The 17183-nt window shown below is 70.7% G+C and carries 12 protein-coding genes; 3 read left to right on the forward strand and 9 right to left on the reverse strand.

What is annotated here, in order from left to right:
- The 4 genes from KN815_RS30540 to KN815_RS30555 form a co-directional block, all read right to left on the reverse strand.
- The coding region (locus KN815_RS30540; protein WP_372458517.1) for a type I polyketide synthase at positions 1 to 3299 on the reverse strand (3299 nt) is incomplete at its 3' end.
- A 334-nt stretch (positions 3300 to 3633) separates the two neighbouring features.
- Complete coding sequence (locus KN815_RS30545; RefSeq protein ID WP_216345107.1) at positions 3634 to 5181, reverse strand: PH domain-containing protein; 1548 nt, start codon at positions 5179 to 5181, stop codon at positions 3634 to 3636.
- The gene (locus KN815_RS30550; protein WP_078641499.1) at positions 5178 to 5678 is read right to left on the reverse strand and encodes a PH domain-containing protein; all 501 of its coding nucleotides are present in this window, start codon (positions 5676 to 5678) and stop codon (positions 5178 to 5180) included. Before KN815_RS30550 ends, KN815_RS30545 begins: the two co-directional genes overlap by 4 nt.
- A 76-nt stretch (positions 5679 to 5754) precedes the next feature.
- Complete coding sequence (locus tag KN815_RS30555; protein ID WP_253209337.1) at positions 5755 to 6300, reverse strand: hypothetical protein; 546 nt, start codon at positions 6298 to 6300, stop codon at positions 5755 to 5757.
- Positions 6301 to 6491: 191 nt separating this feature from the next.
- Here KN815_RS30555 and KN815_RS30560 point away from each other — a divergent pair, with 191 nt between their 5' ends.
- Positions 6492 to 7736 (forward strand): sensor histidine kinase, encoded by a 1245-nt coding sequence (locus tag KN815_RS30560; RefSeq protein WP_216345109.1) that lies wholly within the window; start codon positions 6492 to 6494, stop codon positions 7734 to 7736.
- 40 nt (positions 7737 to 7776) lie between these two features.
- Positions 7777 to 8379 carry a response regulator transcription factor gene (locus KN815_RS30565; protein ID WP_301184665.1) on the forward strand — a complete coding sequence of 201 codons (603 nt, stop codon included), beginning with the start codon at positions 7777 to 7779 and terminating at the stop codon, positions 8377 to 8379.
- Between the two features lie 85 nt (positions 8380 to 8464).
- On the opposite strand, the gene KN815_RS30570 is transcribed toward KN815_RS30565, so the two are convergent.
- From KN815_RS30570 to KN815_RS30590, 5 genes are all read right to left on the reverse strand, one after another.
- Positions 8465 to 11275, reverse strand: a complete 2811-nt coding sequence (locus KN815_RS30570; protein ID WP_216345111.1) for a helix-turn-helix transcriptional regulator — start codon at positions 11273 to 11275, stop codon at positions 8465 to 8467.
- Between the two features lie 103 nt (positions 11276 to 11378).
- Positions 11379 to 12140: a thioesterase II family protein gene (locus KN815_RS30575; protein WP_216345112.1), complete on the reverse strand. Its 762-nt coding sequence runs from the start codon at positions 12138 to 12140 to the stop codon at positions 11379 to 11381.
- A 139-nt stretch (positions 12141 to 12279) separates the two neighbouring features.
- A complete protein-coding gene (locus KN815_RS30580) occupies positions 12280 to 14394 on the reverse strand; it encodes an FUSC family protein (protein WP_216345113.1) in 2115 nt (704 codons plus the stop codon).
- A gap of 161 nt (positions 14395 to 14555) precedes the next feature.
- Complete coding sequence (locus KN815_RS30585; protein WP_372458518.1) at positions 14556 to 15101, reverse strand: flavoprotein; 546 nt, start codon at positions 15099 to 15101, stop codon at positions 14556 to 14558.
- An 11-nt stretch (positions 15102 to 15112) separates the two neighbouring features.
- The gene (locus tag KN815_RS30590; protein ID WP_216345116.1) at positions 15113 to 16327 is read right to left on the reverse strand and encodes a helix-turn-helix domain-containing protein; all 1215 of its coding nucleotides are present in this window, start codon (positions 16325 to 16327) and stop codon (positions 15113 to 15115) included.
- A 647-nt stretch (positions 16328 to 16974) separates the two neighbouring features.
- Between KN815_RS30590 and KN815_RS30595 the strand changes: the two genes are divergently transcribed.
- Positions 16975 to 17183 (forward strand): hypothetical protein (locus KN815_RS30595; RefSeq protein ID WP_253209338.1); only part of this gene is annotated, 209 nt, incomplete at its 3' end.

The following is a 17183-nucleotide window of genomic DNA, read 5'->3' on the forward strand; positions in this document are numbered from 1 at the left end:
CCATCAACCGCCGAACGCACCGACTCCTGCCGCCGCCACGACGACAACGCGGGCAGCACCTCACCCAGCGAAACCCCCGGATCCACCGCCAACTCCGCAGCCAACGCGGCCACATCCCCGCGCTCCACCACATCCCAGAACCGCCCGTCAACGGCACCGCCGGACGCGGCAACCTCCGCCGATCCGGCCAGGGCCGGGGCCGGGGCCGGGGCCGGGGCCGGGGCGTTGAGCCAGTACCTCTGGCGCTGGAAGGCGTAGGTGGGCAGGTCGATCGTGCGGGCGCCGGTGGTGGCGTACGGGGCGGCCCAGTCGGCCTTCTTGCCCCGGACGTACGCGAGCGCCACGGCCGCCGTCAGGGTTTCGGCCTCGGGGCGTCCGCCGCGCAGTGTGGCGGCGTACGCGGTGCCGTCGGCGTCGGGCAGGCAGTCCTGGGCCATGGCGGTGAGCACGGCGTCGGGGCCGAGCTCCAGGAAGGTGGTGGCGCCCTTGTCGGCCAGCGTCCGCACACCGTCCAGGAAGCGGACGGCCTCGCGGACATGGCGCACCCAGTACTCGGGCGAGCACAGCTCCTCGGCGGTGGCGACGCGCCCGGTGACGGTGGAGACCACCGGGATGCGCGGCGGCGCGTAGTCCAGCACCTGGGCGACGCGCCGGAATTCGGCGAGCATGCCGTCCATCAGCGGGGAGTGGAACGCGTGGCTGACGGTGAGCCGCTTGGTCTTCCGCCCCCGCTCCTCGAACGACGCCGCGATCTCCAGTGCCGCGTCCTCCTCGCCCGAGACGACGACGGAGCGGGGGCCGTTGACGGCGGCGATGCCGATCCGGTCCTCGCGTCCGGCGAGCAGCGGCAGTACCTCGTCCTCCGAAGCCTGCACCGCGATCATCGCACCACCGGCCGGAAGCTCCTGCATCAACCGGCCACGGGCCGCCACCAGCGCGGCGGCGTCCTCCAGGGACAGCACCCCGGCCACATGGGCGGCGGCCAGCTCGCCGATGGAGTGTCCGGCGAGCAGCTCGGGGCGCAGTCCCCAGGACTCGGCCAACCGGAACAGCGCCACCTCGACCGCGAACAGGGCGGGCTGGGTGTAGTCGGTGCGGTCCAGGAGGGCGGCCTCGGGGCTGCCCTCCTCGGCGAAGACCACGTCGAGCAGCGGGTGTTCGAGCTGTTCCTCGAGGTACCAGCAGGCGTCGTCGAGGGCTTCGGCGAAGACGGGGTAGGCGCCGTACAGCTCGCGGCCCATGTCGAGGCGCTGGCTGCCCTGTCCGGTGAAGAGCAGGGCGAGCTTTCCGGCGGCGGGGGCGCCGCGGACGACGGTCGGCGCGTCGCCGTCCTCGGCGAGGGTGCGCAGGGCGGCGAGGAAGCCGTCGCGGTCGCCGGCGAGGAGCACGGCGCGCTGTTCGAAGGTGGCGCGGGTGGTGGCCAGGGAGTGGCCGATGTCGGTGAGGGCGAGCCCGGGGTCGGCCTCCAGCAGCGTGTGCAGCCGCTCGGCCTGGCCGCGGAGGGCGTCGGTGGTCTTCGCGGACAGGGTCCAGGGCAGGACGGCGGGTTCCGCGGAGCCCTCGCCGTCGGGGTCCTCGGTCTCGTTCGGCTCCCCGCCGTCGAGCGAGGGCTGGTCGGCCGGGGGCTGTTCGATGATGGCGTGGGCGTTGGTGCCGCTCATGCCGAACGAGGAGACGCCCGCGCGGCGCGGGCGGTCGCTCTCCGGCCAGGGCCGCGCCTCGGTCAGCAGCTCGATGTCACCGGCGGTCCAGTCGACATGCGGGGTCGGCTCGTCGATGTGCAGGCTGCGCGGCAGGACGCCGTGGCGCATCGCCATGACCATCTTGATGATGCCGCCGACACCGGCCGCGGACTGGGTGTGGCCGATGTTGGACTTGAGCGAGCCGAGCCACAGCGGCCGGTCCGCCTCCCGGTCCTGGCCGTAGGTGGCCAGCAGCGCCTGGGCCTCGATGGGGTCGCCCAGCGTCGTACCGGTGCCGTGGGCCTCGACGACATCGACCTCACCGGCCGACAGTCCGGCGCCCGCGAGGGCCTGGCGGATGACGCGCTGCTGGGCGGGGCCGTTGGGGGCGGTGAGGCCGTTGCTGGCGCCGTCCTGGTTGATGGCGGTGGAGCGGACGACGGCGAGGACCCGGTGGCCGTTCTTCTGGGCGTCCGAGAGCCGTTCGACGAGCAGCATGCCGACGCCCTCGCCCCAGGCGGTGCCGTCGGCGGCGGCGGCGAACGGCTTGCAGCGTCCGTCGGCGGCGAGGCCGCGCTGACGGCTGAAGGCGATGAACGAGCCGGGGTTGGCCATGACGGCCGCGCCACCGGCGAGCGCCATGGTGCACTCGCCCGCGCGCAGCGCCTGGACGGCCAGGTGGAGCGCGACCAGCGAGGAGGAGCACGCGGTGTCGACGGTGACGGTGGGGCCCTCGAAGCCGAAGGTGTAGGCGATCCGGCCGGAGGCGACGCTGGCGGCGTTGCCGGTGACCAGATAGCCCTCGAAGCCCTGCTCGGCCTCGTGCAGCCGGGGGCCGTAGTCCTGGGTCTCGGCGCCGACGAACACACCGGCCCGGCCGCCCCGGAGGGTCGCGGGGTCGATACCGGCACGTTCGAAGACCTCCCAGGAGGTCTCCATCAGCAGCCGCTGCTGCGGGTCCATCGCGAGGGCCTCGCGCGGCGAAATGCCGAAGAACGCCGGATCGAACTCATCGGCGTCGTGCAGGAATCCGCCTTCGCGGGTATAGCTGCTGCCTGCCTTGTCCGGGTCGGGGTCGTAAAGCCCGGCGAGATCCCAGCCCCGGGTCACCGGGAATTCGGAGATGACGTCTTTTCCGCCCGCGACGATTTCCCACAGTTCTTCGGGAGAGCCGACCGAACCGGGGAATCGGCAGCTCATTCCGACAATGGCGATGGGCTCGTCGACGGCGATGGGGCCCATTGCGGCGTCGGCCGATGACGCGTCGGGGCCGTCGTTCTCACCGAGCAGTTCGGCGCGCACATGGCGGGCGAGGTCGGCGGGGGTGGGGTGGTCGAAGGCGAGGGTGACCGGCAGCCGCAGTCCGGTGGCGGCGGTCAGCCGGGCGTGCAGATCGACCGTGGCGAGAGAGTCGAAGCCCAGGTCGAGGAAGGGGCGCTCGGGGTCGAGCAGATCCGGCGCCTTGTCCCCCAGCGCCTGCTCGACGATCTCGCCGACCCAGCCGGTGAGGGCCTCGGCGCGCTCGGCCTCGGGGAGCTGGGCGAGCCGGTCCCGCCACGGGGACGCTCCTTCGGGGCTCGTGCCCCCCATTTCGGTGTGCTCGGGCGTGAAATCCACGGACTCACTCACCATCGCGCGCCCCATTACCCTCGCAGACATAACACCAAGACCGTACGTCAGCTTTACACAGGGCAGGGCGGCTAGAAACCCCTTCAAACCCCCTATGGACCCCTATCATCCCTTTGGGGTCCCGTATCCGGGGGGCAGCGGGCAATGGCCACGCTTAATTCACCAGAGTGCATGAGAATTCCGGTGGCGACAAGGATCTCGAGCAAATAATGCGCCCAGTATTCAGTTTTCTCGGAAGTGGAGGGGGTTCAGAGGTGGAGGGGCGGCCTTTCGGTCCGCCCCTCCACCTCTCGGGGGATCGCCAGTTGGTCTCGGGGTGGGGTCAGCCGCGGTCGGGGGCTCTCTCGATGAACGGAGCGAGCAGCCCCGGTACCGCGGTCTCTGCGAGGGCGATTCCCTGGCCTTCGGTCAGGTCGTGCACGTGGTAGACGCCTTCACCGGCGGCGGTGGTGGCGCCGAGGGTGATCAGCCCGACCCGGCGCTGGAACGGCGTCCGGGAGAACTTCCAGCCGATGATGGCCTCCCGCTGATGGGCGACGGTGCGCCGGGCGAACGCCCCGGAGCACATCACCAGGAAGCGGCCGCGCAGGAGATGGCCGAGGCTGTGGTAGGCGTTGAAAGCGAACGCCACCAGGACCGGCACCAGCACCACACCGGTGATGACGCCGGTGATGACGAGCCAGGAGCCGAGCCACCGGCCCAGGCCCACCGGGACGGCCGCGATCAGGACCGACCAGATGAGGGCGCGGTTGATCCGGCGCCGCAGGGCCGCCCGGGGGTGCGGGAGGAGACCCTTGCGCTCGATCAGACCGGGGCCGGTCGGCAGCGCCTCGGCGGCGACCCGCAGGGCCTCGCCGCGCGGGGTGGGCGGGGTCAGGGCGCGCCGCCTGCGGTTGTCCTCCTGGTTGCCCAGGCCGCTGGCGACGGCGTTGAGCTTGGCGCCCTTGGCCCAGCGCAGCGGGATGGGCTCGACGAGTTCGAGGCCGCGCAGATGGCGTTCCTCGATGCTCACGGAGCGGGTGGCCAGCAGCCCGCGGCGGATGCGGAATATCCCGCCGTCCTCGCGGCGCAGTTCGTAACCGGCCCAGTTCTCGATGTAGGTGGCGGTGGAGCCGATCATGCCGAGGACGACGATGAGAACAGCGGCCAGCAGGACTCCGTACCACAGCGGAATGGTGCCAAAGCGGTTCTCGAGGTCCTTGATGAAGCCGAGGTCGAGCGGGTTGACCTGAAGCTCGCTCAGGGTGCGGTACACACTGGCCGTGGCGATGAAGACACCGCCCACGCCCCACAGGGTCAGCGGGCCGTAGCGCAGCCAGGACCAGTCCAGCCGGCTGAGCGCACCGTCGCTGTCGGCCACCGGCCGGGCCCGGCCCGCGTCGCGCAGCGCGATGATCCGGCCGCGCAGCTCCAGGGCCTCGGCCTTGGTGATGCCGTCGAGGGCGAGCCTGCGCGCGGCGGCGTCGCTCTGGTCCCCGCTGTCGATCCGCAGGGTGGTGAGGCCGAAGATCCGGTGGACCGGGTTGGCGGTGAGGTCGACACCGCGGATGCGGCCGATGGGGACCGAGCGCTCGCTGCGGAAGAGCAGACCGGTGTGGAGCTCGAAGCGGTCCTCGGTGAGCCGGTAGCGGGTGGTGAACAGCCGCATCAGCCCGATGCCGCTGATGACCAGGAAGGTCACGAACAGCGAGCCGAGGGTGATGATGACCTGGAGGTTGGTGTCGCCGCCGGTGACCGCGAGGCTGGCCAGGAACATCGCCACCGGGGCGGCGAGGATGGACAGGTTGACCAGGAGCAGCCGGCTGTTGAGCCGCCCCCAGTCCTGGCCGGCCTCGTGGGCGGGCGGCCGCACGGTGGTGTCCGACGTCATGTGGCGTCTCCCGGGACGGCCTGGGTGGACTTGGCCAGGTACTCGACCAGGTCCGCGGCCATCTTGTGGTCGATGCCCTTGATCTTCACCGCGCCCGCGGCGGAGGCGGTGGTCACGGTGACGCCGGAGAGCCCGAACATCTGCTGGATCGGGCCGCGCAGGGTGTCCACGGTCTGGACCCGGGAGAGCGGAACGACCCGCCACTGCTGCCAGAGCCAGCCGGAGGCCGCGTAGACCGCCTCGCCGGTGGCCTCCCAGCGGTGGACCCGGTAGCGCCAGGCCGGCATGACGGCCATGTAGAGCAGCCCGGGGACCAGCGAGATCAGCGTGGCCCACATGAAGAACTCACGCGTGGGGGGAATGGAGGCCCACAGGATCCCGAAGACGAGCGGCAGAGGCAGGGCGAAGACGGCGGACTGCACGGTCCACCAGCCGATCGCACGGCGGTCGACCCGGTGCCGAGGCGGTCGGAGCCTCAGGTTGTCATGGCGTTCCACTGCTTCACCCTGCTCTTGCGTCTGGCGGGTGCCGGGGCGGGCCCGGCGGGGTTGGTGGACTATGAAATCAGGCGGTTCAGACCGACGCACCGGTGGTGGTCTGCTGCGGCAACTGAGCGCTCGCGATGTCCTGGCTCTTCAGCTTGCGCATCTTGGCCAGCAGCACGGCGGTACGGGTCAGCACCATGGCCAGCGACATGAAGACGAACGCGTTGGCGTAGGTGTCCTGGCCGCTGATCTTGTAGTCGATGGAGAACTTGACCAGGTCCATGGTGAACCAGTGCTCGGCGCCGTAGGCGAAGAGGATGCGTCCGCTGGACAGGACGATCCACACCAGGGCGTAGCCGATGCCACCGATGGTGTAGAGGTCTCCGGAGGTGGCGTCCTTGTAGGCGGGCAGCAGCACTCCGGCGATCAGACCGCAGATGACACCGGTGCCGACGCCCACAAGCTGGAGGGAGAGGTCGTTGCCCTTGGTCGGGAAGGAATCGACGAAGATCGCGATGACGATGGCCACGGCGATGACCGAGCGCACCATCCGCATCGTGGTGATGCGGCGGCGGCCGATGTCGGTCGCCAGGATGATGATCAGGATCGTGCCACTGGCGATCAGTGCGGACATGAACTGGCTCATCTGTGGCATACGGGACGTTCTCCAAGCCAAAAAGGGGGATGTGCAGGCGGTGTGACGGCTCTCCGTCTCACCTGGCTCAACGCTAGAAGCGCACCGGCCGACGCGAGACGACTGAACGGTGGGTTCTGGCTGTCAACCGTCCGGTGGACACGGTGGACACGCGTGGTAGTACTGAGCCCGTGCGCAATCACTCTCCGGGGGAGGGCTCGCAGACCGGGGCGTACTACGGTCCCGAGTCCGGCACCCGCTGGTTCGGCCTGTGGGACGGCTTCTTCGCCGTCTCCTATCTCGTCACAGCGATCCTGCTCTTCCTCTCCAGCGGCTCCCAGACCAGCCACTCCATCCCGATCGCCGCGCTGACGCTGTGCGTGCCGTGGTACGCGGCGGTCGGCCGGACGCTGATGATCGAGGACACCTACGGCCCGCGGAACCTGGTGTTCGCGGCGGGCCTGGTGGCGCTGTTCTGCCTCACCACGGCGTTCAACCTCATCGGCGCGTTCGCGCTGTTCGCCGTCATCCCGATGCTGATCATGAGCCTGCCGATGGTCTGGGCGGTGGTGCTGGCCACGGTGGCCAATCTCTGCCCGGTGCTGGTGGTGGCGTTCATCGGGGAGGATCTGGGGCTGAGCGTTCTGGGCGTCCTGCCGATCTCGCTGCTGAGCATCGCGCTGTCGATGCTGCTGGGGCTGTGGATCAAGCGGGTGGTGCGGCAGAGCAAGGGGCGCGGGCAGCTCATCGAGGAGTTGCGGCGCAGCCGGGAGCGGGTGGCCAGGCTCTCCCACGAGGCCGGTATCTCGGCCGAACGCGAGCGGCTGGCCCGGGAGATCCACGACACTCTGGCGCAGGGCCTGACCAGCATCATCAGCCTGGTGCAGGCGGCCGAGTCGGAGGTGCGCGACGCCCCGGACCTGGCGGTGAACCATCTGTCGCTGGCCGGGCGGGTGGCCAAGGAGTCGCTCGCCGAGGCCCGTGACTTCGTGGCCGCCCTCACCCCGCCCGCGCTGCGCGGCGGTTCGCTCTCCCAGGCGGTGCGCCGGCAGGCGGAGGGGCTGATCGCCGAGACCGGTCTGGAGGTGCGGTGTTCGGTGATGGGCGAGGAGAAGTCGCTGCCGATGGCGGTGAGCGTGGTGCTGCTGCGCACGGTGCAGGAGGCCATCGCCAATGTGCGCAAACACGCCCAGCAGGCCCGTACGGTGGATGTGATCGTGGTCTTCGACCAGGGCGGCGTCCGGCTGCTGGTCCGGGACGACGGCGAGGGTTTCACCCCGGACGGCACCCAGGAAGGCTACGGGCTGCGCGGGATGCAGGCCCGGGTGGAGGAGATCGACGGGGTGGCGTCCGTCACCAGCAGCCCCGGACGGGGCACCACCGTGGAGGTGAGCGTGCCGGTGACGGCGCTGACCGGGGAGGCAGTGAGTGGCTGAGGGTACGTCGGGCGGACCGAGCGGCCCCATCAGGGTCCTGTTGGCCGATGACCATCCCGTGGTGCGGGAGGGGCTGAGCGCCATGCTGGAGTCCGCCGAGGGGATCACGGTGGTCGGGCAGGCCGGTTCCGGCGAGGAGGCGGTGGTCCAGGCGGTCGCGCTGCGGCCGGACATCACCCTGCTGGATCTGCGCATGGGCGGGATGGACGGGGTCGAGGCCACCGGGCAGATCCTGCGGCAGGTGCCGGACTGCAAGGTGGTCATCGTGACCACGTACGAGGACGACTCCGACATTCTGCGGGCGGTGGAGGCGGGCGCCGCGGGCTATCTGCTGAAGGGCAGTTCACGCCAGGAGCTGATCGACGCGGTGCAGACGGCGGCGCGTGGCGAGACGGTGCTCACCCCGTCGCTCGCGGGCAAGCTCTTCCGCTCCCGGACGGTCGAGCCGTCCCCGCTCTCCGGCCGTGAGCGCGAGGTGCTGCGGCTGGTCGGCCGGGGGCTGACCAACGCCGAGATCGGCACCGAGCTGTTCGTCAGCGAGGCCACGGTCAAGACGCATCTGCTGCGCTCGTATCGGAAGCTCGGCGTATCCGACCGTACGGCCGCGGTGATGACGGCGATGGAGCGCGGGTTCCTGAGCTAAGCGCTCCGCTGGAAGTGTCGCGATGCGTCGTCGGCCGACCGCGGCGCCGTCGTGGCGGGGCTTACGACCCCGCAAGTGGCCCCCGCTACACCGTCCCCGTCAGGCTGCTGTCCGAGAGCTTCGCGGGCAGGTCACGGCGCCGCTTGACGTTCAGCTTGCGGTAGATGCGGGTCAGGTGCTGCTCCACCGTGCTGACGGTGACGAACAGCTTGGAGGCTATCTCCCGGTTGGTGTTGCCGTGCGCGGCCAGCACCGCGATCCGCACCTCCGCCTCGGTCAGCGCCTCCACATCGCGCTGCTGCTCGGCGCCCTGGCCCGGCTGGGCGGCGGCGGCCGCCAGCTCACCGGCGTCCGCGTGCCGGGGCATCAGCTCACGGCACAGCGGATCGGCGCCGCAGGTCTTGGCCACATGCCACGCCTTGCGGACGAACACCCGGCCCCGGTTGAAGTCGCCCAGCGAGCGGTAGGCGCGGCCGAGTTCACCGAGAGCGATGGCGAGCTGGATGCGGTCGTCGCCGCCCTCCAGGATCTCGACGGCCTCCTTGAGCCGGGGCACCCGGCGCTTGAGTTCGTCGGTGCGGGCCAGGACCACCAGCAGGGCGCCGCGCAGCCGGGCGTCCTCCGGGCCGAGCCGCAACTGCTCCTCGGCCAGCGCGCGGGCGCGCTTGGGGTCGCCGAGGGCCAGCCAGGTCTCGGCGGCGTCCACCCGCCAGGGGGTCAGCAGGGGCATGTCCATCCGCCAGGCGTCCATCAGCTCACCGGCGGCCGTGAAGTCGCCGAGCGCGGCGTGGTAGCGGCCGGTGGCCAGATGGCAGCGGCCCCTGGCCCGCAGATAGAACAGCCCGGGGAGGGTCTGGAAGAGCTCGTCGGGCAGCGGCTGTTCGAGCAGCGCCATGGCCTCGTCGTAGTGGCCCATCCCGGTCTCGGCCTGAATCAGGGTGGACAGCAGCAGCCCGATGCCCACGCCCCAGCCCTGGATGGAGATCCGCGACATCGCGGTGCGCGCCTGGTGTGCGGCGACCTGGAGATCGCCCTGGCGCAGTGCTATCTCGGCCCGTACGGCGGACAGCAGCGCCTGCCAGGTGGGGACGCGGCGGGCGGAGCATTCGCCCAGCAGCCGTTCGCACCAGGACAGGGCGAGGTCGAGCCGGCCGGCCAGGACCAGCGCCAGCAGTGCGACGACCAGCGGCTGGAGGGTGCTGTCGCTCAGATGGTGGCGCTGTAGGACCCGTTCGGCCTCGATGACGGCCCGGTCGGCCTGGCCCTCGGTGAGCGCGGCGGACATGGTGGCGGCGGCGTGGGCGTAGGCCAGGTAGGCCATGTCGCGGGGGGCGCCGGTGGCCGCCGCGACGCCGGTCCCGACGGTGGGGAGGCGGTCGCGCAGCGGGGGGCTGAGCATCGTCAGCCACTGGGCGGAGGCGGAGACGGCGGCGGTCATCGCGGGGTCCTCGCCGGTGCCGGCCGAACGGGCCAGCGCGGCGACGGCGGCGGCCGCCGCGTCCAGCCGTCCCGACCAGACGAGGTAGGAGGTGATCGGTGCGACGTCGCGCGGGGCGAGCCGGCCCCGCTCGGCGTCCGCGATGAGCTCCGGCAGATGGCTCTCGGCGGCGGCCGGGCCGATCCGCCAGGCGATGCTGACCAGCCGGGCCTTGAGCGCGGTGCGCTCGGGGCCGGGCCCGCAGCCGTGGTGGGCGTGCTCCAGGCAGCGGAGCGCGAACTCCAACTCCTCCTCGACCAGGGCGAATTCGGCGGCCTCGCGCAGGACGGGGACGGTCCAGCGCTCGCCGTCCTGCCGGGCGGAGACCAACTGGCGGGCGACGTCGAGGGCGGAGGCGCCGTCGGTGTGCAGCAGCCGGGCGGCGCGGGCGTGCAGGGCGCCGCGGGCGGTCGCGGGGGTCGCGTCGAGCACCGCGGTACGGGCCACTTCGTCGCGGAAGGCGTTGTGCTCCAGGACGGCGCACTGGTGCAGATCCTGGACGCCCTGCTGGACCGTGCTGAGGCTCAGGTCGAGAAGCTGGCCGAGCAGCCGGGGGGAGCGGGCGTCGCCGAGGACGGCGACCCCGCGGGCGACCTCCAGCACCTCGGGCTCGCCCCGGTGCAGACAGCCGAGGACGGCGTGGGCGAACGCCTCGCCGGGCGCGGGGCGCTGCTGGGCCTCGCCGTGCTCGCCAACGGTCCGCCAGTCCTCCAACAGGGCGCGCAGCAGCATCGGGTTGCCGCCGGAGACGCGGTGGCATTCGGGGGCGAGGCGGGCGGCGACGGTGGCGGACAGGGAGCCGGACAGCGCCTCGGCGACGCCCGGTTCGGTGAGCATGTGCAGCCGCATGCGGACGCAGTTGGGCTGGCGGAGCAGCTCGGCGTGGAAGGTGAACTGTTCCTGACGAAGCCGGGGGGATTCGGTGAGGACGATGAGAACCTTCGCCTGCCGCACCCGGCGGGCCAGGTGGAGCAGGAATTGCAGGGACTGCTCGTCGCCGCAGTGCACATCGTCGACGAGGACGACAAGAGTGCGATCGTCGACCATCCGCAGCATTACCGAGGAAATCTGGGACATCACGTGCATGCGTCCCGCGGCGGTGCTTTCCAGCCCGTTCCCGTCAAGCAGTGCGATCACTTCGGATCGCACATCGGAGGGCATAGCGCCGTTGTCGAAAATCTTCCGGACAATCCCGAACGGAAGATCTCTCTCAGCTCTCGAACCGGTCGCTTCCAGGAGCAACGCACCGCTTTCGATGGCCTGTTCGGCAAAGGTGTTCAGCAGCGTGGTCTTACCGCTGGCCACCGCGCCGCTGACCAGAGCCAGCCGGCCTCTGCCCTGGGTCGCGCCGCGCAGCATTTCACGCAGGGCGGAGAGGTGGTTCTCCCATTCGAAGAGGTTCGCAGGCAAAGAATTCATCCCCCGATGAACGCCACCTGATACCCCCAACGGACCGCCGGGGGCAACAAGCGTGACGAGTGGTGTTTTCCAGTACGTCGGCCAGGTTCCTGAAGCGCCCGGGTCAGGGTCTCGACCCCGAGAGCCGCTCCGCGACGAGACTCATAATCGGCTGTTGATGCCCGGCCAAGAAGAAGTGACCACCGGGGAACACCCGGATGTCGAACGCGCCCGTGGTGTGCGACGCCCATGCCGCCGCCTCTTCGAGGCTGGTCCGGGGGTCGTTGTCGCCGGTCAGCACGGTGATCGGCGAGCGGACCGCGGCGCCGGGAACGGAGCGGTACGTCTCGATCGCCGTGTAGTCACCGCGGATCGCCGGCATCGCCATGCGCAGAATCTCCTCATTTCCGAGGACGCGGGAATCGGTGCCGCTCAGCAGCTTCATCTCGCGTACGACGCCGTCGTCATCGCGCCGGTGCACATTCTCATCGCGGTAACGGGAGGGCGCCCGGCGGCCCGATGCGAAGAGGGCGAGCGCGGAGAACTCCGCATCGGCCTCTTCCAGTCGCCGGGTCACCTCGAACGCGAGAACGGCTCCCATGCTGTGCCCGAAGAAGACGACCGGGAGATCGAGCCACGGCTTCAACTCCGCGGCGATGGCGTCCGCGTACTCATCGATGTTCTCGATCAGCGGGTCCTGCCGCCGGTCCTGACGCCCCGGATACTGCACGCACAGGACATCCGCGGACGAGGAAAGCGTTTGTGACATCGGGAAGAAGAACGACGCCGAACCGCCGGCATGCGGCAGACATATCAGACGGGCGCGACTCTCGGGCGCCGGATGGAATCGTCGTATCCAGACGCTGTCTTCTCGCTGTGCACCCATGCGTAGGGAAGTTCTTTCACTCGTCAGGCAATCCGTGCGGACAGACGGCAGAGCCTACCGGGCGTGCGTCCAGGGCACCTCGGTACAACGCTGCCCCTTCATGATTAACACGCCCATTGATGTAGGGGGCACCCCTAGTCTAGGGGGATTCTCCTTGACTGGGACCCCGGGGCGTGTGCAACTGTCGTGGGCTCCTGCTGAGTGCCTCCGTCAGATCGTCCAGGGCATGGACGAGTTGCTCGGCGTCGCGCAGCGCCACCCCCGGACGGTCCCCGGCGCTCCGCTGCCACCGCGCCAGCGACTGGTGCACCGCCGCCCAGTCCAGCGCCTGCCGCTGCCGTACCGCCTCGGCCGCCTTCGGCAGCGTCTGCCGCAGCGCCTCGGCGAAGTCCCCGGCCGCCTCGGACGGCGCCGCGTCGCGCTCCGGCACATGCGCCTCCAGCAGCATGACCACCCGCGCCATCGTGGACAGCGCCGTCTGCGCCGCACGCGCCGCCCGCTGTGACAGTCCGCGGTGGCGCACCGGCTCCCGATGCGCCTGTGCCTCGCTCTGCTCCCAGGCCGACCGCGCCGCGCGGGCGTCCAGCAGGGCGTCCCGCACCTGGCGGGGGCGGCGGTCGGCGGGGCGGGCGTAGGCGTCGAAGATGGCGGTGGCGAAGGCGCCGTTGGCGGTCAGCCAGTCCGCGAGCCGGTCCCGCAGCCGCGGTGTCTCCCAGGCGGGGAAGACCGCGTACGCCACCATCGCCAGCAGCCCGCCGAGCAGCGTCAGCGCCACCCGCGCCTGCACGGTCTGGCCCCAGGCCGCGCCCGCGATGCTCAGCAGGAAGACCACATACGCGCTCACACACGCGGAGGTCACGATGAAACCGGTGCGCAGCAGCAGATACATCGCCAGGACGCACACCACGGCAAGACCGGCACTCAGATACGAGCCGGGGTCGACCAGCGCCACCACCCCGCCGCCGACCAGCACACCGGCCAGGGTGCCCAGGAAGCGGGCGATACCGCGGGAGTAGGTCTGGGCGAAGTCCGGCCGCAGCACCATCGTGGAGGTCAGCGGCGCCCAGTAGGCGTGCCCCAGCGGCAGTGCCGTGCTCAGCAGATAGCCGCTGACGCTGACCGCGCACAGCCGCACCGCGTGGCGCAGCACCGGCGAGGACCAGCGGGCCTCGCGGCGGATGGCGCGCAGCGCCATGGCCACGGTGCCGGTGATACCGGGGCGGGGCAGGAAGCGGTGGACGGTGCGGCCTTCGGCGGACACCTCCTCCACCGGCTCTTCGGACGCCTCCACCACGTCGGCCACCAGTGAGAAGAGCCGTAGCGCGGCACGGCGGGCGGCGCCGGTCAGCTTCGGCCCGTCCTCCGGCACCCGCAGGACGGACATGGCCTGCGAGGGCACCCGTACCGGTTTGCCGTGGCGGATGGCGTGGGCCACCGCGTCCAGCACGGTGCCGGTGGCGGCCAGCAGTTCCCGCACCCGGTCGCGCTCGGGCCCCTCCTCGGGGGCGCCGACCACCGGGTCGGCGAGCGAGGCGAGCACCGGGCGGATCCGCTCGGCCAGCAGCCGGTAGCCGCGCAGTTGCCGGGGGCGGCGGCGGGCCTGACGCGGGGTCAGGGCGGCGGCGCTGCGGGCCTCCATCAGCGGCTTGGGGTCGAAGTGCGCCACCGGTTCGTAGCGCAGCTTGCGGGCGTAGTCCGCGACGGCGGCGAGCGCGTCCGCGAGGGCGTCGCGCTGCACACCCCAGGGGCGTACCGGGAAGAGCACGATCAGCGCGGCCTGCACCACGCCGCCGAGCCCGACCAGCAGGGCGTGCCCCAGGGCGCCCAGGGCCGAGGTCGGCAGGGTGACCGTGATCAGCATGACGGCCACCATCTGGGTGGAGACCAGCCCGGAGACCGGGCCGACCGCCCATGACATGCCGGTCATCAGCGTCCATACGGCGAGCATGATGACGAAGGTGAGGGTGTGGGTGGCGGCCAGATAGCCGAGGAAGGTGCTCACCGCGAGACCGCCCGCGGCGGCCAGCGCCAGCCAGGGGCGGGGGCGCCAACTGCGCTGGAAGGTGGCGATCCCGGCGGAGAAGGCGCCGAAGGCCGCCGAGACGGCGAGCGTCGGCGAGCCGAGCCACAGCGCCATCCCGATGACGAGCGCGACCCCGCACGCACCGCGGAGCGCGACCAGCGGCTCCATCCTGGTGCGCTCGATCGCAAGGCCGGTCCGGGCGGTCTCCTTCAACGCGTGCGACCAGGTCATGCGGCGAGACTACGGGGTGGCCCCGGGAGAACTGAACCAACAGTTCCGGTCCCCGGGCGCCGCTTCCGGAGAGCCCCCCCGCCACATGCATGCCGCCCCGGGCGCGGACGGCGCGGCAGCCTGCCGACACGACTGGCGGTCCCCGCTCCTACCGGGGGCCGTCAGCCGTGAGCACGCAGACCGGACTCAGGGCAGGGCAGGGCGGCCAAGGCCACATCCCACGGGTAGGCATCTACGTCGCCGTGCTTGGGGATGTGCGGAGTGAATCCGTCCTTCCCAAGAAGAACGGTCACGCCATTGGCCCGCAGGAAATCCACGCTGTGCCCCAGGGCCGGATGTCCTGCCTGTGCCTGGTTGAGATACGGCAGGGCGACCACTGGAAGTTGCAACCCGATGGCTTCCGTGACGAGTCCAAGCGCGAGCGTGTCAGCAATGCCTTGCGCCCATTTGTTGATCGTATTGAAGGTGGCCGGGGCGACGAGAAGAGCGTCAGGTGGCGGGAATACATCCGCCTGCTGCGGCAGTTTGTACGCCGTGCGCACCGGATGCCCGGTCAGTTTCGCCAATTCCGGCAGTTCCTCATCAAGCCACCGAGCGGCCGATGGGGTGAGTACCAGGCACACATCCCACCCCGCTGCCTGCGCCTTCTCGATACCGGTTCCGATGCGTTGGGCAGGCGGCGCAGCGCAGGCGATCAGGTAGAGCACACGGGAATCTGTCATGCGGGAAGTCCACAACGGCCGGCGAGCCCGCGCAAGCGTCCTTCGGCCGAACCGGCACCGAGTAGGCGCAGGTCCTCGACGAGCCGCCGGGTCCGCGGACGGCAGTGCACCTCTTCCGGCGCCTCCCGCTCGGCTTCGAACAACTTCGTCACCGCTTCCTCGCGGCGTCCAGCCTGTGTGAGACCGCGGGCCACGTCGACCAAGTAGAGCGCGCGGCGCTCGCGGGGCAGAGCGTTCAGGCCGGTCTGTTCGATCTGAGCGGCAGCCGCCATGGCGTCGGTCCCGTCGTTCATGCGCACGAGGGCCGAGACGCGGTGAATGCTGACGTTGGTCGGGCCGAAAGCGGTCCACAGGGCATTGCCGTCGACACCAAGTCGTTCGGCAGCGTCCCCGGCCGCATCGAGAAGCCCCGGAACGTCGCTGCGGTGTTCGGCATGGGCCGCTGCCATGGACGCCTTCAGGTACAGCATGCCCAGAACGCTGAGCCCTTGGGAGCTGCGCACAAGATCCCGCTCGTGCCGACTGGCCGTCGCGGTGGCGAAGTCGACCGCTTCACGACTGTTCCCACGGTGGAACATCGCGTCGCACAAATGCCGCGCAGCTCCCGCGATGGCAACGGCGTCCCCGGAGCGCTCGGCCGCCATGACGGCCCGGTCCGCCGCGTGCCACGCCAGCGCGTCATCCCCGAACTTCGTAGCAGCCGCCACCGTGAGTTGATACACCAGCGTCAGCAGTGCATGTGCGGAGCGCTGCGCATCCCCGCCGGCCTGTACGGCGGCGCGGTTGGCGTCCACGATCAACGGCGGCAGGACACGGCCCAACGGCGAATAGTCCGACGCCTGGAAAGCCATCCACCCGTAGGCCACGTTTCGGCGTAGCGCATCCATGTCCACGGGGTCCGGCTCGACGAAAGCCCCGGTCAGGACGTCGTGCCGGTGCAAGGTGGCACGGATCTCCACAAGCTCCGCCGCGTCGACACACTCGGTGTCCGCCCGCATGTCTCGATCGGACAGCAGCGTCTCAAGGCGCACGTGAAGCACTTCCGCCGCACGTTCCAGGACAGATAACCGCGGATCGGACTGCCGTTGACCACCCTCGATGTCCTGCACCCACCGTCGGGACTTGCCCATCAAGGCGCCAAACTCCGCTTGCGTCAAGCGCCGTCGGCCACGCCAGTAGGCGATGCGCCGACCAATTCCGCTGGTGTCCATCACGACCTCGCAGAAATTCGCCGGTCATGCACGCACTTCGCGTGCTCACGCACGGTTATACCGCGCTTACTGTCGTCCAACACGGGAAACGGGCCACGTCGGCCCCAACACTCGCAAGACAAAGGTCGGGATTCGACCCGACAGGCCACGAGACAGACCCCCGCGACCGAGCGACCGGCCCGGGGGCGTGGCCCCTCAACCGCTTGGAGGTTGATGAGCATGGCCCACGCTACCGCGTGGATCTTCGAACTGCTGTTGCGACTGCTGTTGCCGTCGTCCGGCCGTCACCGTGCGGCCGACCTGGCTGACGGCCGTCCCGAAGTGCAGCACCAAGACGAGCCGACGACGCGCACGGTGTGTGTGCCTCACGCGCCCACAGGTACCGCGTCGGCGGAGTGCGCGAATCCTTCCACCATGCAACTCCGCGCAGTCTCCGGGCCGAGGGACAGGCACGGGACGGCTATGGTCCGGCCCTGCCTCGTCGCACACGAACAGCGACGCAAGAGCCGCCCACGGGTGGAGTTGCTGTGTGCGCCGCACGGGATGGTGGTGATCCGGTGACCACCGATGGCCGGACCCCGCCCGTCGTCTCTCCCGGGTGCGCTCTGTGCGCCAGGCCCGGCGACTTCGGGCCCCACGATCCCACCGTGCCGCGTTCGGGCCTGTGCCCGGCGTGCATCGCTGCGGGCAAGCCCACCCGCAACGGCCTTGAACAGGCCGTCGTCATCGTCGCCGGACAGAGCCTTGCCGCCGCTGAGTCCCTGAGCCTGGCCACCGCCACACCCGAACAACTCGCCTACCACCTGGGCGCGGTGAAACGCAGCCTTCGCGCCGTACTCCAACTCCTAGCCCCCGT

Source organism: Streptomyces niphimycinicus, assembly GCF_018883605.1.
Taxonomy (GTDB): Bacteria; Actinomycetota; Actinomycetes; order Streptomycetales; family Streptomycetaceae; genus Streptomyces; species Streptomyces niphimycinicus.